Genomic DNA, 16,736 nt, shown 5'->3' with positions numbered 1-16,736 from the left:
CCTCACCGGGGCGGATGACCACCATCCGCCACTCCGAGGCGTCCGGACGCGTCGTGGTCGTGGGTCGGCACGACCCGCATGAGGTGGCGGGCCAGGTGGAGGCGGTGGAGGGTGGCGAAGGCGGCGTCTCGGTCTTCGTCGACGAGGTCTCCGGGGAAGGCCGGCTTCTGTCTGATCAGGTCGACCTGGTCGTAGTGCCAGGCGGCGTCGCCGGCGATCAGGACCCAGCCGGACGGAGTTCGGGCGAGGACGCCGATGCTGCCCGGCGTATGGCCGGCGAGCTCCACGAGCAGGACGGAGCTGTCGCCGAACAGGTCGTGGGAGGCGGTGAAGGTGGCGACGGGCGGCCCGTCGAGGTCGTACGTCTCCACCGGCCGGCCATCGGTGAGGGCCGGACGCACTCCCCCGACGGGTGGGCGACCGGGGCCGAGGATCCAGTCGCGCTCGGTGGTGCGGAGATGTACCGGGAGACCGGGGAGGTCCAGGAGGCCGCAGACGTGGTCCCAGTGTGCGTGGGTCGGGAGGGCGAAGTCCGGCTCGACCAGTGCGGTTCGCAGCGAGTCGACAGTGGGAATGGTGTCGGCCGGCGGCGTGACCAGGCGTCGCAGCATGGCCGGGAGCTCGGCCAAGGCCCGCGAAGGGGCGTCGCGGCAGTAGGACGGATCGACGACGAACGTCGCCTCGGGATGGGTGACGACGAAGCAGGTCATCGCGTTGCGTACGGACCGGCGGAGGCCGGCGCCCTCGATGAGGCCGCCGGCGGGCAGCGTGCGTGGCACCTGGGGCATCGTGCGTACGCTCACCGTTCGGTCGCCCTGGGGCAGGCCGGCATCGGTGATCGAGTCGAGAAGGCGTTGGTCGGGGCGCCGCGGACGCAGCAGGCCGCGGGCGAATCCGCCCAGGGCACCAGCCATCTCGCGGGGCGTCGGGGTGGCAGGAGAAGCAGAGGGATCGCTCGTCACACAGGGAACGTACCGACCACGGGACGGCGGGCCATCCGACCAGGGTAGGAACCGCGTGCGAACATCACCGTCATGACGAAGATCGACCTTCCGTTCGACCTCGATTCGATCCCAGGACGTACGCGCCGGTGGGTCAAGGGCGGGATGAAGCGCACCGACAGGTGGGGGCAGCGGCTGGGTGGTCGCGTCGGCCCGCTCATCCCCAACACGCTCGCCACTGGCGGCGCCGATGACTGGACGCCGCAGGGGCTGGGCTATGACCCGGACACCAACCTGCTGGCCCAGAGCTACTACTCCCACGACAAGGGTTCGGCGCTGGTGCTGGTCGACCTGAAGAGCGGCAAGTCCGCCGCCGAGGTGCTGCTCGTGGGCTACAAAGGCAAGGCCGGGCCCGGTCACGCAGGCGGGGTCGCGACCGACGGCGACGACGTCTGGGTCTCGAAGGGCGGCGGCACCGGTCGGCTCTACCGCTATTCGCTCTCGGCCATCCGCGAAGCGGAGAAGGGCGCCGAGGTCGAGCCGGTCGAGGCGCCTGCGAAGGTGGCGGCCGGCTCCTACTGCCGGATCCGTGGAGACCGTCTCTACGTGGGGGGCTTCGGCAACCAGACGCTGTTCGCCTACGCGAAGGGCGAGAACGGCGAGTGGGACTTCTCCGAGCCGGTCCTCTCCACCACGACCCCGCCCAAGGTCCAGGGAGTCGTCGTGCGCCGCGACGAGTACGTCTTCTCCTCCTCGTTCGGACGCCACCGCCCGAGCACCGTCTTCGTCTGCGAGCGGAGGGCCGACGGCGGTGTCGGCGCGGTCCGGCGCAAGTTCAAGTTCCCCAACATGGCCGAGGCGATCGTCGAGGTCTCGGGCGAGCTCATCGCAACCTACGAGTCCGGCGCCGCCCCCTACAGCCGGCCCTCGGCGCGCGGGTTCGGGCTGGTGACCGGCCGGATGTGGGCGAGCACCCACATGACCTGCACCCCCATCGCCTCCCTGGGCCTGGCCCCCGACCCCGAGGCCGGTTGATTTCGTACGCTTCAGGGCGGGCCGGTACGCTTTCCAGGTCTAACGGGCAGCAATGCTCACCACGACTCGCAGGAGATGACATGAAGAAGATCGTCCTCGTACTGCTGGCCGCGGCTGGCATCATCCTCGCCAAGAAGAAGCTCGACCAGTCCAACCCCGAGAAGGGTCACTGGGCCGCGGCGACCGACAAGGTGAACTGACCGACGGACACCCGTCCGGGGCGTTGGCGCAATTGGTAGCGCACCTGCTTTGCAAGCAGGGGGTTAGGGGTTCGAGTCCCCTACGCTCCACCAGAATCGAGGCTGCTGAGTGAGCATCCGGATCAGCAGCGATGTCTACACCGAGGTCTCACCGACTCACGAGGTCAACGAGGACTTCGTGCTCGTCGGGCAGGACTTCGTCATCGTGCTCGACGGGGCGACGCCCGTCGCCGGGCTCGAGACCGGATGCATCCATGACGTGCCGTGGCTGGTGCGCCAGCTGGGTCTTCGGCTGGCTGAGGGAATCACCGCGCCGAGTGACGCAGGTCTGGCGACGCTCCTCGAGCGTGCGATCGAGCAGGTCTGCGAGGCTCACGCGGACACCTGTGACCTCGACGATCCCAACAGCCCGTCCTCGACGGTTGCCCTTCTCCGTGTGCGGGGCGGGCGGGCGGACTACCTGACCCTCGCGGACTCGTTCGTCGTGTTCCGGATGGCCGATGGCAGCATCCGCGAGATCACCGACGACCGGCTCGACCACCTCGACGACTACTCGGTGGCCGCGTTCGGCGCGGCTCGCAACACCCACGACGGGTTCTGGGTCGCCAGCACCGTGCCGGAAGCCGCTCGCCATGCCGTCACCGGCAGTATCGACCTCGGTTCGCAGCAGGTCCGCTCTGCTGCCGTGCTGACCGATGGGGCTGCGACGCTCGTCGAGCGCAACGGCTGGACCTGGGAGCAGCTGCTCGACCTCTTCGATCGAGGCCCGGAGGAGCTTGTGCGGCGTACGCGAGAGGCCGACGAGGTCGCCACCGCCGGGTTTCACGGGAAACGGCACGACGACGCGACTGCCGTGCTCTGCCGTCTCACTGACAGCGTGTGACCTCAGGTTCGCCATCCGGTCAGCCGGGCGTCGGGATCATCCTGTCGATCACGGTGTGCAGGTGGTCGCGGAAGCGGTCCAGGGTCGGGGCATCGTCGGTGGGGACCCGGTCGCCGGCGGCATCGATGATGCCGGCCTGGGCGAAGGAGTGCGCGGTCCACACGATGGTGAAGACGAGCATCTCGACGTCGACGTCGGCGCCGATCCCGGCGCGTGACAGGGCGGTCCGCACCGCGCCCGCGACCTCGGCGATCAGGGGGCCGGCGAGGTCGCTCTCGAACTCGATGAGGTCCTTGCCCTCCGAGAGCCAGCGCCGCATCCACAGCGCCGGCACCTCGCGGTGCTCGAGGCAGAAGGCGAGGTACGCATCGACGAAGTCGATCAGCCCGGCCCGGGTCGCGGCGGGAGTCGGGTCCGTGGACTCCAGATGCTTCAGTGCGTCGAGCACGACCGTGCGCTGGGCCTCGTGGGCGCGGCGCATGACCTCGCGGTAGAGCTGTGGCTTGCTGCCGACGTGGTAGGCGACGGTGGCGATGTTGAGCCCGACGGCATCAGCGATCGCGCGTGTGCTGGTGGCGTCGTAGCCGCGCTCCGCGAACAGATCCGTCGCGGCGACCAGGATCCGCTCTCGACTGTGGGTGTCGTCGGCGCGCTGGCTCATGGCCCCGAGGATAACCGTCTCCATCACTTGTTGGAGAAATCCTCGGCAGAGCCTTGTCCCGCTCTCCATCATGCGATTGACTGACGGCCGATCAGATACCCAGGAGGGCTCATGGACATCACCGACGTAGCGGTGATCGGCGCCGGCGCGGCCGGTCTCACCGCGGCGAAGGCGTTGCTTGACGAGGGTCTGTCGGTCACCGTGCTCGAACGTGGCGACCGTCCGGGCGGGCTGTGGGCACGGGACAACGCGAGCGGCCTGTCGCCCGCCTACGACAGCCTCCACCTCAACACCAGCAAGGGCCGGACCGAGTTCGTCGACTTCCCGATGTCCGTCGACTGGCCCGACTATCCCTCGGCGGACATGATCGCCGGCTACCTGAAGTCCTATGCCGACGAGCACGGGGTGACCGAGCGGATCCGCTTCGGCACCACCGTCACCGGCGTACGCCGCACAGGCGACGGGTGGGAGGTCACCTCGACCGGCCCGGGCGGAGCGGCGACGACCGCCGAGGCGTTCGACGCGGTCGTGGTCGCGAACGGCCACAACTGGGACCCGCGCTGGCCGTCGCCTGCCTACCCCGGTGACTTCGACGGGCACCAGATGCACGCCCACGACTACCGCACGCCGGGCGTCTTCGCAGGTCAGCATGTGCTGGTTGTCGGGATGGGCAACTCGGCGATGGACATCGCCGTCGACGCGTCCCACGTCAGCGATGGGCCGGTGTTGCTCTCGGCCCGGCACGGGACCCACATCGTGCCGAAGTACCTCTTCGGCCGCCCGGCCGATGCCACCGGGGCTGCCCTCGCGCGACTCCCTTGGCGTCTCCGGCAGCGGATCGCGGAGACGATGCTGCGGGTCGCGGTCGGGCGGCCGGAGGCGTACGGGCTGCCGGCGCCGGCGGGCGGACTGTTCCAGAACCATCCCACGATCAGCGACACGATCCTGCACCGGCTGACCCACGGCGAGGTGGTCGCGCGGCCGGGGATCGAGCGCTTCGACGGTGCCACCGTCAGGTTCACCGACGGGAGCACCGACGAGGTCGACGTCATCGTCTGGGCCACCGGCTACCGGGTCAGCCTGCCGTTCCTCGGCGCGGAGTGGACGGGCGAGGACCCGGAGTCGATGCCGTTGTTCATGCGCGTCTTCCACCTCGAGGACCCGACCCTCGCGTTCACCGGCCTGATGCAGTCGACCGGGGCCGCGCTGCCGGTCGTCGAGGCGCAGGCCAAGCTCGTCGCGGCCTGCTTCAGCGGTCGCTACGGGCTTCCCGCCCCCGCCGCGCAACGTGCCGCGGTGACCAAGGCGTACGCCGCGGCGCTGGCGCGGTGGGGCGCGAAGCGGCCGATGATGCGCATCGACTTCGACCAGTACGTCGCCGCGGTCCCTCGGGAGATCGCCGCCGGCGTCGGCCGCGTCGGTCCGGCCCGGAACCCGTCCGTCACCAGCGAGGAGTCCCGCGCATGAGCAGGCAGAACCGTCAGGACGTACGCGGCAAGCGGGTCCTCATCACCGGAGCCTCCGGCACCATCGGCCGCGCGCTGGGCGCGCGGCTGGTGGCCCAAGGGGCACAGGTCGTCGGGCTCGACATCCGCCCGACCGGCGACGAGCCCCACCCGGTCGTCGCGTGCGACGTCACCGACGACGCGAGCGTCGCGACCGCGGTCGCGGACGCCGTCGGGCAGTTGGGCGGAGGGCTCGACATCCTCGTCAACAACGCGGGCATCGGCGGCCCGGCGCCCGCTGAGCTGCCTCCCGGCGAGGAGGTACGCCGCCAGCTCGACATCAACCTCCTCGGCACCTGGCGGGTGACCGCGGCCTGCGTCGACGCGCTCGTCGCCGACCGTGGCCGGGTGGTGATGGTCGCCTCGCGGATGGCCGTGCTCCAGCTGCCGCTGGCCGCTGCGTACGGCGCCTCCAAGCGGGCGATGGTCGCCTACGCCGACGCGCTGCGCCACGAGCTCGGCACCCATGTCGGGGTCACCTGTGTCTATCCGTCGGCGGTGCGCAGCCCGATCCACGACTCGACCGCGGCCGCCGGACTCTCCCTGGAGGGGATGAGCAGCTACGAGCCGTTGGAGGGTGTCGTGGACGCGATCGTCCGCGCGGCCACCTCGACCCGCGTACGCCGCGACGTCACCACCACGCGCCGAGGAGCGCTCGAGTTCTTCATCGCCCGCCACCTGCCGGCCGTGTCGGACCGCATCGTGCGGCGCACCCTGGCCGAGCGTGCGCGGGCCGGCGCCTTCGACGGTGCCGACCTCGCCGTCGGCGTCGTGCGCCGCCACCGGGAGACGGCATGACCACGCTGCCGGCGGTCCGCCGCGCGTCAGCGGGGACCCTGTCGGCGTACGGCATCGGCTCGGTCGGGATGGGCGTGTGGGTCACCGTCCCTGGCCTGCTGCTCCTCTACTTCCTCACCGACGTGCTGGGCGTCGCGCCGTTCCTGGCGGGCCTGACGATCCTCGCGCCGAAGGTGATCGACGTGATCGTCCACCCGCTGCTCGGCTCCCGCTCGGACCGCGAGGCCGTACGTCTGGGACACCGACGATCGATGATGACCCGTGGCGCCCTGCTGGGCGTCGCGATGGCCGCGCTCTTCGCCGTCCCCGGCGGCCTCGACGGCTGGTCGGCCGCCGCCTGGGTCTGCTGCTGGCTGGTCGTCGGCAACCTGCTCTTCGCGAGCTTCCAGGTGCCCTATCTGACGACGGCCTCCGACCTCGACATCGACTATCACGAGCGCACCCGCGTCTTCGTCTACCGGATGGCCTTCCTGACCGTCGGGCTGCTCGCCGCTGGGGTGATCGCCCCGGCCCTGACCGCGTCCGGCAGCCGCGCGGCGTACGCCCGGATGGCCGTCGTCCTCGGCGTCGTCATCGTGATCACGGCGTTCGTCGCCATCCGAGGAGTACGGCGGCTCACGGCCGAGACCGGTGTGCGCGCCCCGGAGACGGGGGCGGCGCACTCGGTGCTCGACGACCTCCGGGTCGCGTGGCGCGACCGCAACTTCCGGTTCCTCGCGCTGTCCTACCTGCTGACGGGTACGACGACCCATCTGTTCCTGGCCGCGCTGCCCTTCGTGACCGACCACATCTTCGACGACAAGAAGCTGACGGCGCTGCTCATGGGTCTGTTCCTCGGTCCGGCGCTGGTCGCGGGGCCGGGCTGGCGGGCGCTGTCGCGCCGGATCGGCAAGCAGCGCGGACTGCTGCTGTGCCAGTCGATCTTCGTGGTGGGCTCGCTGGTGCTCCTGGCCGGCGCGGCGGTCGGGATCGCGGTCACCGCTCCCGCGGTCGTCGCGCTCGGCGTCGCCTTCGCCGGCCTGCAGCTGTTCGCGTTCTCGATGGTCCCCGACGCCGTGGACGCCGCCCGCTCCGCCGGGGTCTCCCGGGCGGGCGCCTACACCGGTGCCTGGACGGCGACCGAGGCGCTCGGCACCGCGCTCGGGCCCTACCTGTACGCCGGGGTCCTCGGCCTCGGTGGCTTCGTGTCGGGCACCGCCGGCGAGCAGATCGTCCAGCCGCACTCGGCACTGGTGGCCGTGGTCGTCGGGTTCACGATCGTGCCCGCCGTCCTGATGAGCGCGGCGATCCTGCTGCAGCGCCGTTACGAGCTCGACTCGACCGCGTCCTGAAGCCGGGCGGCGTACGCGGGTCGCAGCTCCTCGGACCGGGCCATGACCCGCTGGACGACGAGGTCGGCGTCCTCCTCGGCCGGGGGCTCCGGCGCGTCGAGGACGCCGGCGAGCTGGTCCAGGCAGACGTGCCAGCCGACGGCGGAATCGGTGTTCCCGGTGGGACTGCCGAACCACGTCACGAAGGTGAGGCGGGTGCCGTCGTCGGTGGGCTCGAGCTCGAAGCGGAGCAGGTCGGTCAGCTCCTCACGGCCGTCCATCCCCCAGGTGAACTCGAAGGTCCGGGGCGGGTCCCAGACCCGCAGCTCCCCCGCCGAGACGTAGCTGTCCGGGTCGACCCCCATCTCCTCGATCGCGTCGGTGGTGCTCGCCAGCTCCAGGCCCTCGGGCCAGAACGGGAGGCTCAGCCGCGCTCCGGCCACACGCTCACCGACGATGTCCGTCGGGAACCAGTGCCGCAGGCCGTCCGCCTCGGTCAGGGCCCGCCACACCTTCTCGGGTGAGTGGCGGAGCCGGCGTACGTAGCGAAGGCCCGTCCGCTCGCCGTCGCGGAGCACCTCGCCCAGGGGTTCGGTCGTCTCGGTCATCTCTCAGTCCTCTCGTGGTCGTGGTCGTCGAGCTGGTCCAGGTGGCGCTCGAGCGCGTCCAGGCGGTCGGCCCACATCCGGCGGTACGGCGCCAGCCACTCCTCCAGCTCCCGGAGCCGCTCGGGACGCAGCCGATAGTGACGGCGCGGTCCGTCGATGCGTACGTGCACCAGATCCGCCTCGCCCAGCGTCCGCAGGTGCTTGGACACGTTCGGCTGGGCGAGCCCGAGGGTCTGCACCAGCTCGCCCACCCCCATCTCGCGCTGGCAGAGCAGGTCGAGGATCTGCCGACGGGTCGGGTCGGCGATCACGCTGAAGACGTCTCGGGTGGGCACTCCTCTAAGATGCCTCAACAGGAATATGCCTGTCAAGGAATATGGTTGCCTAACGCAGCAGCTGGTCGATGAGAATCCAGAGCGCGAAGACCGCGAACCCGCCGGCCAGCAGACCCAGGGCCACCGAGGCGTACGCCTGGGGTGGCGTCGAACGGCGAACCTGTGGCCGCGAGGGCGGCGCGGTCGGCTGAACCGGCGGGGGTGTGCCCGGTGCGATCGGTCGGTGCTCGCCCGTTCCGAAGATGTCGTCCATGGTGGCGGGGCCTGGGCCTGGGCCTGGGTCGGGCAGCGGCGCAGGAGCGTACGACGGGATCCTCGCGCCGGTCAGGGCGCTCAGCTTCTCGGCCTCGGCGGCGAGGGCGGCCTCCAGGTGGACTCGCGCCGGATGCCCGTACGGAATGTCCTTGAGGATCCGGGTGTAGCGCTCGATCCGGCTGAGCACCCGCGCCCGCCTGCTGCCGTTCTGCAGACCCCAGGCGAGGCAGGCGAGCACCACTGCGAAGAGACCCGAGACGATCGCGGCGCCCATGCTTCGGAGCGTAGTGGTCCCGGCTGCTCCGCGCTATCAGACCGCGATCGCGATCAGCGCGACCGCGGGCAGGACGGAGGACGCGACGGTTCCCCTGATGCTGCCGCCCCGGGGAAGCCAGTATCCGAGAGCGTCGGCGAGCCCCATGAACAACGAGGCGAGCAGCATGTAGATGCAGGTGACGACCACGACGGTGACTCCGGTGGACTCGTCGCCGAAGTTCACCATCCAGAGGCCGACGAGCGTGCCGACGCCGGCGAGAGCGTTGCGGGCGCCGATGCAGAACGACCACAGGTGGACGTTGCGGATGCCGTGCGGCTCGATCCCGAGGAACCGCTGGACCTCGGGGCGGTGGATGAAGAAGGCCTCCGCGGGGAAGACGGCGATGAGGATCAGGGCGGAGATGCCGGCACTGAGCTGCGCGACTGCGTTCATGAGGACCTGCTCGGGACGGGCCTCGACGAGCGAGGCTGTGGAGATCGTGGAAGCAACACGCGTCCGGCGGAACCCCGTGAACAGACGGTCGTCTGAACACCGGAGAGCGGTATGATAGTCAGTCTTACTGACTATATTGAGCAGGGTGCCGCACAGTGTCAAGGGGTCCGATCGACGTCGCAACGCTCATGCTCATCGCCTACCGGGCGATGGATGAACGGGTCATCTCCGCGATGCGGGACGCCGGCTACGACATCACCGTCGCGCAGGCCCGGCTCGCCCAGCGGATCGCCGAGGACGGCTCGCGCCTGGTCGACCTGGCCGAGCAGGCCCAGGTCACCAAGCAGACTGCCAGCGTGCTGGTCGCGGCGCTGGAGCGGGAAGGGCTCGTCGAGCGGGTCCCGGACCCGGTCGACGGCCGGGCGCGCCTGATCAGGTTCACGACCGCCGGGCAGGACGCCGCCGACCGCGCTCGAGAGGTCGTGATGGGCGTCGAGCAGGAGTGGAACGACCACCTCGGGCCACCCCTGGCATCGGCCCTTCGGGAGGCCCTCACCTCGCTGCGTGAACTCGTCGATCCCTACCGGTGATGCTCAGCCGATCGTGGCCGTCAGCAGGACGATCCCGACGATGTAGAGAACGACCGAGAGTACGCCGCCGGCGACCACGACGAGGACGGCGAGCTTCTTGCGGGCCAGGCGGACGATCCCCCAGATGCCGAAGATGAGCCAGCAGATCCACGGGGTGAAGACCATCACCGCGACGCCGATGTTCATCATCGTGTAGTTGCAGGTATCGAAGCACCCGTCGCTGGCCATGATGGAGAACGCGCCGAAGAAGCTGGCCATCACACTCGCGCCGAGACCGAGCACGATCAGGACGATGGTCAGCACCTGGTCGGCCGTCGAGCCGCCGAATCCTGCTGCCGTCCTCGGAGGTCCTGGCGGAGTCATGGCAGTCATGGGGCTCAGGATAGGGGCCGCGACGGCTGTGTACTGCCTCCGGAACCCGCGCCATACGGCCAAATCCCGGTAACTGGGAAACCGCAGGGGGGATACATTCCCTAAACAGGTTGACGGCGATTGCGCAAGGGGACTAATACCTATCGTCTCGATATTTGGACCTATCACTCGTTTGAATTCCGTACGGCGGAACAAAGTGGTCTCGAACTTAGGAAACCCTTTGGTGCGGGCGCCAGAAAACGCTTCTGACGAACCCCTCCACCGCAAAGTCCGAGAGGTCAATGTTGTGGGCGCAGAGTCCGTAGTCACCCGGGTCGAGATGACCCCAGCAGAGTCCCAGACCGCAGCCGAGCTGTCGGAGTCGTTGCTCGCCCGGTTCGCGAGCCCGGTCTCCTCGGAGTTCCTCGAGACCGCGCCGTTCCTCGGCGGTGAGCTTCCCGACAGCGTCGCCAAGGCGATCCGCGCGTTCCGCTACGGCGATGCGACCGACGCTCTGGTGATCAGTGGTCTTCCGGTGACCGCCGGACCTACCCCGCCGCATTGGAACCACCCCGACGCCCAGGCGCCGCACATGGCCGACTTCTGGCTCGCCCTGATCATGGCTCAGCTCGGCGACGCGGTCTCCTGGTCCTCGCTGCAGGGTGGCCAGCTGGTCAACAACATCCTGCCGATCCAGAAGCAGGAGAACCTGCAGACCGGGCACAGCAGCGACGTCGTCCTCGACCTGCACATCGAGGACGCGTTCAGCAACCTTCGCTGCGACCACCTCGGACTGATCTCGCTGCGCAACCAGGACATGATCCCGACCACCGCGGTCGGCATCAGCTCGATCGACGTGACCGGCCCTGAGTACGCTCCGCTGTTCGAGCCGCGCTATGTCATCCACCCCGACGACGAGCACCTGCGCAACCTCCGCGAGGCCGGCGTCAACGAGGGCGAGCTGCTCGCCGCCCCGACCGCGGTGCTCTCCGGCTCACCCCAGGCTCCCGACGTCCGTCTGGACCCGCCCTACATGGCGGCTCTGCCGGGCGACGTCGAGGCCGACCGGGCGCTCCAGCTGCTGATCATGGAGCTCTCCGCGAACGTCGAGGATGTCGCGCTGGCCCCGGGCGAGATCCTCATCGTCGACAACCACCGTGCGCTGCACGGCCGCAAGCCCTTCACGGCTCGCTACGACGGCACCGACCGTTGGCTCCGCCGCCTCACGACCGTCAAGGACCTGCGTCGCAGCCGTGTCGCTCGGTCCGAGGCCTCCTCGCGGATCATCGACCCGGTGCTCGAGCCGTTCCCCGCATCCCTTGAGCTGACTGGCGCTGGTCGCTGACGCTCGGGATCAAGGAGGCCGCAGGCGCGTTCCGCCTGCGGCCTCCATCTATTTCGTGACGCACACCGTGACAGGGATCGGGAATACTCGTTGGGGTGAACGTGAGGCGATGGGGCATGTGCGTGCTGGCTGTTGGGCTGGCCCTTGCGCTGGCCGGCTGTGGGGACGACAGCGAGCCCAAGAAGCCGGAGGCGGCTGCGTCTGAGGACACCTACCCCGTGTACGCCGCGACCATGGACCCCGTCGAGGCAGCCATGACGTTCGTCCCCGCGGGCGCCAAGACGCTGGCGGTGACCGACTACGACGAGGTGAAGTCGCTCTTCGGGCTCGACGACATCACCGGACGGTCGAGCCCTGCGGACCAGCGCGACCTGTGGAACCGGGCCGACGAGGAGGCCGCCCAGGTCAGTGGTGGTCTGCTGCGCGGGGTGGACCAGCGTCTGCGAGACACGTACAGGTGGGGCGCGGCCGATGTGACCTGGGAGGCCAGGTTCACCGGCGGCGGCAAGGACGGGTACGTCATCAAGGTCGCCGACCGGGTCAAGCCCGGACCGGCGATCAAGGCCGGTGTCGGCCCGCTGAAGGGCGCGAAGTTCGACCCGGAGACCCACCTGATCACCAAGAACACCGCGACCCCGGACGTGGAGAGCTGGGCCGCCCAGGAGGACCTGGTCGCGGTCGCCGGAGGCCCCGCCACCTCGACGTACGTCGTCAAGGGCTGCGCCGAGGGCGGGCCGAAGGAGAAGACCAGGCTGGCGCCGGTCGAGGCCTACTCGGTCGAGTTCGGCGGAGGGCTGGCCACGCTGCGTCTCGGCGAGGACCGTGACGACCTGTTCTACCGGCTGAAGCTGGGCGATCAGGTCGCGGCGTACAAGAAGGTCTTCACCAACGGTGTCGCGGATCCGGCCACGGGACGGATCGGGTTCCGGGTGAAGAGCCCGGTGACCGCCGCCACCCTGGTCACCAGCCAACCCGTCCCATTCGCGGTCTGCGACTAGCGACCCGTACTCTGGGAGCTGCTATGGCCGCCCAGTCCAGTCCCCCGCACCGTACCTATCCGCTCGGGATCTTCTCCCCGAGGTTGTGGGGTGCGCACGCGCTGGTGGTGATCTTCGTGACCGGCGCGGTGCTGCTCGGGGTGTGGCAGTACCAGTCGAGCCAGCAGGACAAGCAGGACCAGGTCGCGGAGCTGGTGCATGCCGAGCCGAAGCCTTTCACCGACCTGATCGGTCCCAACGACGCCTTCCCGTGGGAGCAGATCGGCCGCCCCGTGACCGTCTCCGGGATCTGGATGCCCGAGGAGACCATCTTCATCGACGGGATGGAGCGAGGCTCTCAGGTCGGCTTCTGGGCCGTCACGCCGGTGCTCGTCGAGGAGACGGAGTCGGCCGTCTACGTCGTGCGTGGCTGGACACCTGAGGTCGGCACCGCGCCGCCTGCGCCGCGCGGTCACGTCACCGTCACCGGCTGGCTGCAGCCCAGCGACTGGACCGACGTCGCCGACGACCGCAAGTCCGACAACATCTTCCCGCAGCTGGACGTCTCCGACCTGATCTCGCGCACCAGCTACGACCTCTACAGCGCCTACATGGTGCGCTCGCCGGTCGAGGACGACTGGCCGGCCAGCGCGATGCCGGTCAACGACGGCGCCACGGATGTCGCCGACGTGCCCGCCCCGCAGCTGCCCGAGCCGGAGGCCACGACCGGGCTGCGCAACCTGCTCTACGCGATCGAGTGGTGGCTGTTCGGCGTCTTCGCGATCTACGTGTGGTGGCGCTATCTGCGGGACACCCTGCGCGGACCCGACGAGAGCGACGACGACGAGGACGGCGAGGACACGATGCCGACCCCTGAGAACGCGCCTCAGGAAAGCCACGTACCCTCCAAGGCGTGAGTCTTTCCGGCAATCTGGCCGCCTATCGGATCATGGCCACCATCGTGGGTGTGCTGCTCGTCGTGCTGTGCCTCATCGGCCTGCCGCTCCACTACGGGTATCTGGTCAGCGATGCGGCGTGGCTGGCCAAGGACAGCGGTGCCGGCTGGCAGCTGGGTGCCGACATCTCCCAGTACCTCGGTGTCGCGCACGGCTGGCTCTACATGATCTTCCTGCTGACCGCGTTCCTGCTCTCACGCAAGGCGGCCTGGCCGATGCCCTTCACCATCGTCACGGCGTTGTGCGGCACCATCCCGGTGCTCAGCTTCTGGGCCGAGCACCGCGCCACGAAGCTGACGCGGGTCGCGATGGAGGCCTCAGCCGCCTGATCTCGACCGGCCGTGTGGGAGGATCGGGGAGTTACATCCCGTACCAATCCCAATGTCGGAAGGGCAGGTCATGGCTGACCAGAAGGCCATCCTCCACACCAATCACGGTGACATCACGATCACCTTGTTCCCCAACCATGCTCCGGAGACGGTCGCCAACTTCGTCGGCCTCGCCACGGGGACCAAGGAGTACACGGACGACGCCGGCCGCTCCGGTGTTCCCTACTACGACGGTCTCGGTTTCCACCGTGTCATCGACGGGTTCATGATCCAGGGCGGTTGCCCGCTGGGCACCGGTACGGGCGGCCCGGGCTACACCTTCAAGGACGAGCCGCACCCCGAGCTCACCTTCGACAAGCCCTACCTGCTCGCGATGGCCAACGCCGGCCCCGGCACCAACGGCTCGCAGTTCTTCATCACCACCGGCCAGGCGCCGTGGCTGAACTTCAAGCACACCATCTTCGGCGAGGTCGCCGACGAGGAGTCGAAGAAGGCCGTCGACTCGATCTCCAACACCAAGACCGGGGCGATGGACCGCCCGGTCGAGCCGGTCGTCATCGAGACCGTCGAGATCGTCTAGTTGTCCGACTCGACACCGGTCGGGGTGCCGGTCTGCTACCGCCACCCCGACCGTGAGACCCACATCAGCTGTCAGCGCTGTGGGCGTCCCATCTGCCCTGACTGCATGGCCAGCGCCTCCGTGGGCTTCCAGTGCCCCGAGTGCGTGAAGGAAGGCCACAAGTCCGTACGCCAGCCCAAGCGCTTCACCGGCGCGCGGGTGAGCTTCCGGGCCCTCCCGGTGACCTTGTCGCTCATCGGCGTCAACGTCCTGGTCTGGCTGAGCATCGTCCTGACCGGTGGAGGCGGGTCGAGGGTCGCCGACTTCCTCGCGATCCGGCTGCAGGGCTACTGCCTCACCCCTGACGGCGGGTTCGCGGTGCCGAACGACGTCTGCCGGGCGAGCGGCTACACCTGGATGCCAGGAGTCGACGACGGCGCGCTCTGGCAGGTGCTGACCTCGACGTTCACCCACGTCTCGATCATCCACCTGGCCGTGAACATGCTGTCGCTCTACATGCTCGGCTCGTTCCTCGAGCCGATCGTGGGCCGGCTGCGGTTCCTGGTCTTCTACCTGATCTCCGGCTTGGCGGGCTCCGCCCTGGTGGTCTGGGCGTCGACACCGGCCGGTTCGACCGTCGGTGCCTCCGGGGCCATCTTCGGTCTCCTGGGTGTCCTGGTGGTGCTCTTCGTCAGGGCCGGCCAGTCGCTCTCCCCGCTGCTGCCGGTGCTCCTGATCAACGCGGGCATCACCTTCTTCGGCAACGGCATCTCCTGGCAGGGCCACGTCGGTGGCTTCATCGGAGGTCTCGTCGTCGCCTGGATCTTCACCACCTTCCGGGCCGACCGGAAGGCACCGTTGCAATGGGCTGCACTGGGCGGCTTCGCGTTGGTGCTGCTTGCCCTGATCGGCGTACGGATCGCCCTGTTCTGACGCCTTCGCGGTAGGTGTTTTCGGGGCGTTTTCACGGCGTGGACAAATCCACAGGTGTGGATGGCCCTGTGGAGAACTACACCCGTGTAACGCAAAGCGGCGCAAACCAAAGGTTTGCGCCGCTTTCGAGGTCTAACGAGAAGGTCACTCCCACTTCGTGGCGAAGGTGAATCCCACCGCCATGAAGCCGATGCCGACCAGGAGGTTCTTCTGGCCCAGGTCGTTGAAGACCCAGATCTTGTCCAGGTGGTCGTTGGCGAAGACGTAGAAGACGCAGATCCAGATCAGGCCGATGACGAAGCAGCCGAGCATGCCGACGACGACGCCGCGACCGCGGCCCAGCGGGGTCTTCGGGTGGGCGGCGACGGCGAGGCCCAGGAAGAGCAGGACGAAGCCGATCAGGTAGTTCCACTCCTCGAGCTTCTGCACCGGCTTCGGCCCGGTGAAGTCGCCACCGACCTCGTTGGGGCGGACGCCGACGTAGTAGTAGGCGATCCAGCCGATGCCGAGGGCGATCAGCAACAGGGCGACCGCGAAGCGGGGAGTGACGATCGGCTCCTTGGGAAGGTCGAGATCACTCTTCTTCGAGAGCTTGAGCTTGGCCACGGGTGATGCTCCTCAGACAAAATGTGATTGCTGCGCATACCCTAATGGTCGTGAGCTCCGGAACCCAGGCTAACCCCACCTCTAAACCAAAGCGCTGGTCCCGCCTGACCTCGTGGCGGGTCGGTACGCCCGTCGTGGTGCTGCTCTGTGGCGGCCTGCTGGCGGTGAGCTTCGTGAACGCCGACGGCACCGACCTGCGTCCGGGACGCTACGAGGACCTGGCCACGCTGGTCGACGGGGAGAGGGTCCGCTACAACCGCCTCGAGGCTCAGCTGGCCGACCTGCAGAGCCAGGTGGACCATCTCACCAGCGGCGTCACCGACAAGGACGTCAAGAAGCTCCAGAACCAGTCCGCGCGGCTAGCCGATCCGGCCGGCACCTCCGACCACAGCGGCGCCGGCATGCAGATCGTCCTCGGCGACGCGCCTTCGGAGGTCCAGGAGAGCTACACGGGAGACGACCCCAACTCGCTCGTCGTGCACCAGCAGGACATCCAGGCCGTCGTCAACGCGCTCTGGGCCGGTGGCGCTGAGGCGATCACGATCGCCGGCAAGCGGATCATCACCACCACCGGCATCAAGTGCTCCGGCAGCACGGTGCAGCTCGACGGCGTCCCCTACCCCCAGCCGTACGTCATCGAGGCGGTCGGTGACCCCGACCGGCTCCAGGCCGCGATCGACCGCGACAACCACGTGCAGAACTACCAGGCCGACGCCCGCGACCCCAACGTCCAGATCGGCTGGTTCCTCAAGCCGCTGACCTACCTCACCGCTCCGGCCTACGACGGCCTGCTCGACGTGAAATACGCGAAGCCCCTGCCTCAGGAGAAGTGAGACAGGGGCTTCGGCTG

The 16,736-nt window shown here is 69.0% G+C and carries 22 protein-coding genes and 1 tRNA gene; 15 read left to right on the top strand and 8 right to left on the bottom strand.

Annotation, left to right across the window (positions count from 1 at the left end):
• Window positions 1-2: 2 nt before the first annotated feature.
• Entirely contained in the window at window positions 3-962 is a 960-nt protein-coding gene (locus tag ACIRON_RS13565) for an MBL fold metallo-hydrolase (protein WP_402992813.1), read from the bottom strand.
• A 72-nt stretch (window positions 963-1,034) separates the two neighbouring features.
• On the opposite strand from ACIRON_RS13565, the gene ACIRON_RS13560 reads away from it, so the two are divergent.
• From ACIRON_RS13560 to ACIRON_RS13545, 4 genes are all read left to right on the top strand, one after another.
• Complete coding sequence (locus tag ACIRON_RS13560; protein ID WP_402992812.1) at window positions 1,035-1,976, top strand: hypothetical protein; 942 nt, start codon at window positions 1,035-1,037, stop codon at window positions 1,974-1,976.
• 80 nt (window positions 1,977-2,056) lie between these two features.
• Complete coding sequence (locus ACIRON_RS13555; RefSeq protein WP_218131262.1) at window positions 2,057-2,176, top strand: DLW-39 family protein; 120 nt, start codon at window positions 2,057-2,059, stop codon at window positions 2,174-2,176.
• 17 nt (window positions 2,177-2,193) lie between these two features.
• Window positions 2,194-2,269: transfer RNA gene (locus tag ACIRON_RS13550), tRNA-Ala, on the top strand.
• Window positions 2,270-2,285: 16 nt separating this feature from the next.
• Complete coding sequence (locus tag ACIRON_RS13545) at window positions 2,286-3,059, top strand: protein phosphatase 2C domain-containing protein (protein ID WP_402992811.1); 774 nt, start codon at window positions 2,286-2,288, stop codon at window positions 3,057-3,059.
• A 19-nt stretch (window positions 3,060-3,078) separates the two neighbouring features.
• On the opposite strand, the gene ACIRON_RS13540 is transcribed toward ACIRON_RS13545, so the two are convergent.
• Complete coding sequence (locus ACIRON_RS13540; protein WP_402992810.1) at window positions 3,079-3,720, bottom strand: TetR/AcrR family transcriptional regulator; 642 nt, start codon at window positions 3,718-3,720, stop codon at window positions 3,079-3,081.
• 111 nt (window positions 3,721-3,831) lie between these two features.
• Between ACIRON_RS13540 and ACIRON_RS13535 the strand changes: the two genes are divergently transcribed.
• Genes ACIRON_RS13535 through ACIRON_RS13525 form a run of 3 tightly spaced genes read left to right on the top strand, consistent with a single transcriptional unit; the run spans window position 3,832 to window position 7,354 of the window.
• Window positions 3,832-5,187 (top strand): flavin-containing monooxygenase, encoded by a 1,356-nt coding sequence (locus ACIRON_RS13535; RefSeq protein ID WP_402992809.1) that lies wholly within the window; start codon window positions 3,832-3,834, stop codon window positions 5,185-5,187.
• Complete coding sequence (locus ACIRON_RS13530; RefSeq protein ID WP_402992808.1) at window positions 5,184-6,023, top strand: SDR family NAD(P)-dependent oxidoreductase; 840 nt, start codon at window positions 5,184-5,186, stop codon at window positions 6,021-6,023. The genes ACIRON_RS13535 and ACIRON_RS13530 overlap by 4 nt, the downstream gene beginning before the upstream one ends.
• Window positions 6,020-7,354 (top strand): MFS transporter, encoded by a 1,335-nt coding sequence (locus ACIRON_RS13525; protein WP_402992807.1) that lies wholly within the window; start codon window positions 6,020-6,022, stop codon window positions 7,352-7,354. The genes ACIRON_RS13530 and ACIRON_RS13525 overlap by 4 nt, the downstream gene beginning before the upstream one ends.
• On the opposite strand, the gene ACIRON_RS13520 is transcribed toward ACIRON_RS13525, so the two are convergent.
• The 4 genes from ACIRON_RS13520 to ACIRON_RS13505 are packed head-to-tail and all read right to left on the bottom strand — an operon-like array spanning window position 7,327 to window position 9,240.
• The gene (locus ACIRON_RS13520) at window positions 7,327-7,941 is read right to left on the bottom strand and encodes an SRPBCC domain-containing protein (protein ID WP_402992806.1); all 615 of its coding nucleotides are present in this window, start codon (window positions 7,939-7,941) and stop codon (window positions 7,327-7,329) included. The genes ACIRON_RS13525 and ACIRON_RS13520 overlap by 28 nt on opposite strands.
• The gene (locus tag ACIRON_RS13515; RefSeq protein ID WP_402992805.1) at window positions 7,938-8,276 is read right to left on the bottom strand and encodes an ArsR/SmtB family transcription factor; all 339 of its coding nucleotides are present in this window, start codon (window positions 8,274-8,276) and stop codon (window positions 7,938-7,940) included. The genes ACIRON_RS13520 and ACIRON_RS13515 overlap by 4 nt, the downstream gene beginning before the upstream one ends.
• A 49-nt stretch (window positions 8,277-8,325) precedes the next feature.
• Complete coding sequence (locus tag ACIRON_RS13510) at window positions 8,326-8,805, bottom strand: hypothetical protein (RefSeq protein WP_402992804.1); 480 nt, start codon at window positions 8,803-8,805, stop codon at window positions 8,326-8,328.
• A 36-nt stretch (window positions 8,806-8,841) separates the two neighbouring features.
• Window positions 8,842-9,240: a DUF1304 family protein gene (locus tag ACIRON_RS13505; RefSeq protein ID WP_402992803.1), complete on the bottom strand. Its 399-nt coding sequence runs from the start codon at window positions 9,238-9,240 to the stop codon at window positions 8,842-8,844.
• Between the two features lie 155 nt (window positions 9,241-9,395).
• Between ACIRON_RS13505 and ACIRON_RS13500 the strand changes: the two genes are divergently transcribed.
• On the top strand, window positions 9,396-9,830 hold the full coding sequence (locus ACIRON_RS13500) for a MarR family winged helix-turn-helix transcriptional regulator (protein WP_402992802.1): 435 nt from the start codon (window positions 9,396-9,398) through the stop codon (window positions 9,828-9,830).
• A 3-nt stretch (window positions 9,831-9,833) separates the two neighbouring features.
• On the opposite strand, the gene ACIRON_RS13495 is transcribed toward ACIRON_RS13500, so the two are convergent.
• Window positions 9,834-10,202, bottom strand: coding sequence for a hypothetical protein (locus tag ACIRON_RS13495; RefSeq protein WP_402992801.1), 369 nt, complete (start codon window positions 10,200-10,202; stop codon window positions 9,834-9,836).
• Between the two features lie 319 nt (window positions 10,203-10,521).
• On the opposite strand from ACIRON_RS13495, the gene ACIRON_RS13490 reads away from it, so the two are divergent.
• The 6 genes from ACIRON_RS13490 (at window position 10,522) to ACIRON_RS13465 (ending at window position 15,280) form a co-directional block, all read left to right on the top strand.
• Entirely contained in the window at window positions 10,522-11,526 is a 1,005-nt protein-coding gene (locus ACIRON_RS13490; RefSeq protein ID WP_402992800.1) for a TauD/TfdA family dioxygenase, read from the top strand.
• A gap of 95 nt (window positions 11,527-11,621) precedes the next feature.
• On the top strand, window positions 11,622-12,524 hold the full coding sequence (locus tag ACIRON_RS13485; protein WP_402992799.1) for a hypothetical protein: 903 nt from the start codon (window positions 11,622-11,624) through the stop codon (window positions 12,522-12,524).
• Between the two features lie 23 nt (window positions 12,525-12,547).
• On the top strand, window positions 12,548-13,420 hold the full coding sequence (locus tag ACIRON_RS13480; RefSeq protein WP_402992798.1) for an SURF1 family protein: 873 nt from the start codon (window positions 12,548-12,550) through the stop codon (window positions 13,418-13,420).
• Window positions 13,417-13,788: a DUF3817 domain-containing protein gene (locus ACIRON_RS13475; protein ID WP_378725073.1), complete on the top strand. Its 372-nt coding sequence runs from the start codon at window positions 13,417-13,419 to the stop codon at window positions 13,786-13,788. Before ACIRON_RS13480 ends, ACIRON_RS13475 begins: the two co-directional genes overlap by 4 nt.
• 70 nt (window positions 13,789-13,858) lie before the next feature.
• A complete protein-coding gene (locus tag ACIRON_RS13470; RefSeq protein ID WP_091044367.1) occupies window positions 13,859-14,368 on the top strand; it encodes a peptidylprolyl isomerase in 510 nt (169 codons plus the stop codon).
• A 105-nt stretch (window positions 14,369-14,473) separates the two neighbouring features.
• Complete coding sequence (locus ACIRON_RS13465) at window positions 14,474-15,280, top strand: rhomboid family intramembrane serine protease (protein WP_402992797.1); 807 nt, start codon at window positions 14,474-14,476, stop codon at window positions 15,278-15,280.
• A 144-nt stretch (window positions 15,281-15,424) separates the two neighbouring features.
• Here ACIRON_RS13465 and ACIRON_RS13460 read toward each other — a convergent pair whose 3' ends face one another.
• A complete protein-coding gene (locus tag ACIRON_RS13460) occupies window positions 15,425-15,886 on the bottom strand; it encodes a cell division protein CrgA (RefSeq protein ID WP_402992796.1) in 462 nt (153 codons plus the stop codon).
• 44 nt (window positions 15,887-15,930) lie between these two features.
• Here ACIRON_RS13460 and ACIRON_RS13455 point away from each other — a divergent pair, with 44 nt between their 5' ends.
• Window positions 15,931-16,719: a DUF881 domain-containing protein gene (locus ACIRON_RS13455; protein ID WP_091043937.1), complete on the top strand. Its 789-nt coding sequence runs from the start codon at window positions 15,931-15,933 to the stop codon at window positions 16,717-16,719.
• Window positions 16,720-16,736: the final 17 nt, after the last annotated feature.

It is taken from the genome of Nocardioides sp. NPDC101246 (assembly GCF_044767415.1).
In the GTDB taxonomy this organism is placed as follows: Bacteria; Actinomycetota; Actinomycetes; order Propionibacteriales; family Nocardioidaceae; genus Nocardioides.
Note: the sequence above shows the minus strand (reverse complement) of the source record. Positions and strands in the feature narration are given on the sequence as shown.

Bases quoted from the DNA above. Each gene is read 5' to 3' on its own strand.
- ACIRON_RS13540 (WP_402992810.1), bottom strand. From the start codon at position 3,720: ATGAGCCAGCGCGCCGACGACACCCACAGTCGAGAGCGGATCCTGGTC.
- ACIRON_RS13520 (WP_402992806.1), bottom strand. From the start codon at position 7,941: ATGACCGAGACGACCGAACCCCTGGGCGAGGTGCTCCGCGACGGCGAG.
- ACIRON_RS13465 (WP_402992797.1), top strand. From the start codon at position 14,474: ATGGCCAGCGCCTCCGTGGGCTTCCAGTGCCCCGAGTGCGTGAAGGAA.
- ACIRON_RS13495 (WP_402992801.1), bottom strand. From the start codon at position 10,202: ATGACTGCCATGACTCCGCCAGGACCTCCGAGGACGGCAGCAGGATTC.
- ACIRON_RS13470 (WP_091044367.1), top strand. From the start codon at position 13,859: ATGGCTGACCAGAAGGCCATCCTCCACACCAATCACGGTGACATCACG.
- ACIRON_RS13555 (WP_218131262.1), top strand. From the start codon at position 2,057: ATGAAGAAGATCGTCCTCGTACTGCTGGCCGCGGCTGGCATCATCCTC.
- ACIRON_RS13510 (WP_402992804.1), bottom strand. From the start codon at position 8,805: ATGGGCGCCGCGATCGTCTCGGGTCTCTTCGCAGTGGTGCTCGCCTGC.
- ACIRON_RS13525 (WP_402992807.1), top strand. From the start codon at position 6,020: ATGACCACGCTGCCGGCGGTCCGCCGCGCGTCAGCGGGGACCCTGTCG.
- ACIRON_RS13535 (WP_402992809.1), top strand. From the start codon at position 3,832: ATGGACATCACCGACGTAGCGGTGATCGGCGCCGGCGCGGCCGGTCTC.
- ACIRON_RS13455 (WP_091043937.1), top strand. From the start codon at position 15,931: ATGGTCGTGAGCTCCGGAACCCAGGCTAACCCCACCTCTAAACCAAAG.
- ACIRON_RS13480 (WP_402992798.1), top strand. From the start codon at position 12,548: ATGGCCGCCCAGTCCAGTCCCCCGCACCGTACCTATCCGCTCGGGATC.
- ACIRON_RS13505 (WP_402992803.1), bottom strand. From the start codon at position 9,240: ATGAACGCAGTCGCGCAGCTCAGTGCCGGCATCTCCGCCCTGATCCTC.
- ACIRON_RS13560 (WP_402992812.1), top strand. From the start codon at position 1,035: ATGACGAAGATCGACCTTCCGTTCGACCTCGATTCGATCCCAGGACGT.
- ACIRON_RS13530 (WP_402992808.1), top strand. From the start codon at position 5,184: ATGAGCAGGCAGAACCGTCAGGACGTACGCGGCAAGCGGGTCCTCATC.
- ACIRON_RS13490 (WP_402992800.1), top strand. From the start codon at position 10,522: ATGACCCCAGCAGAGTCCCAGACCGCAGCCGAGCTGTCGGAGTCGTTG.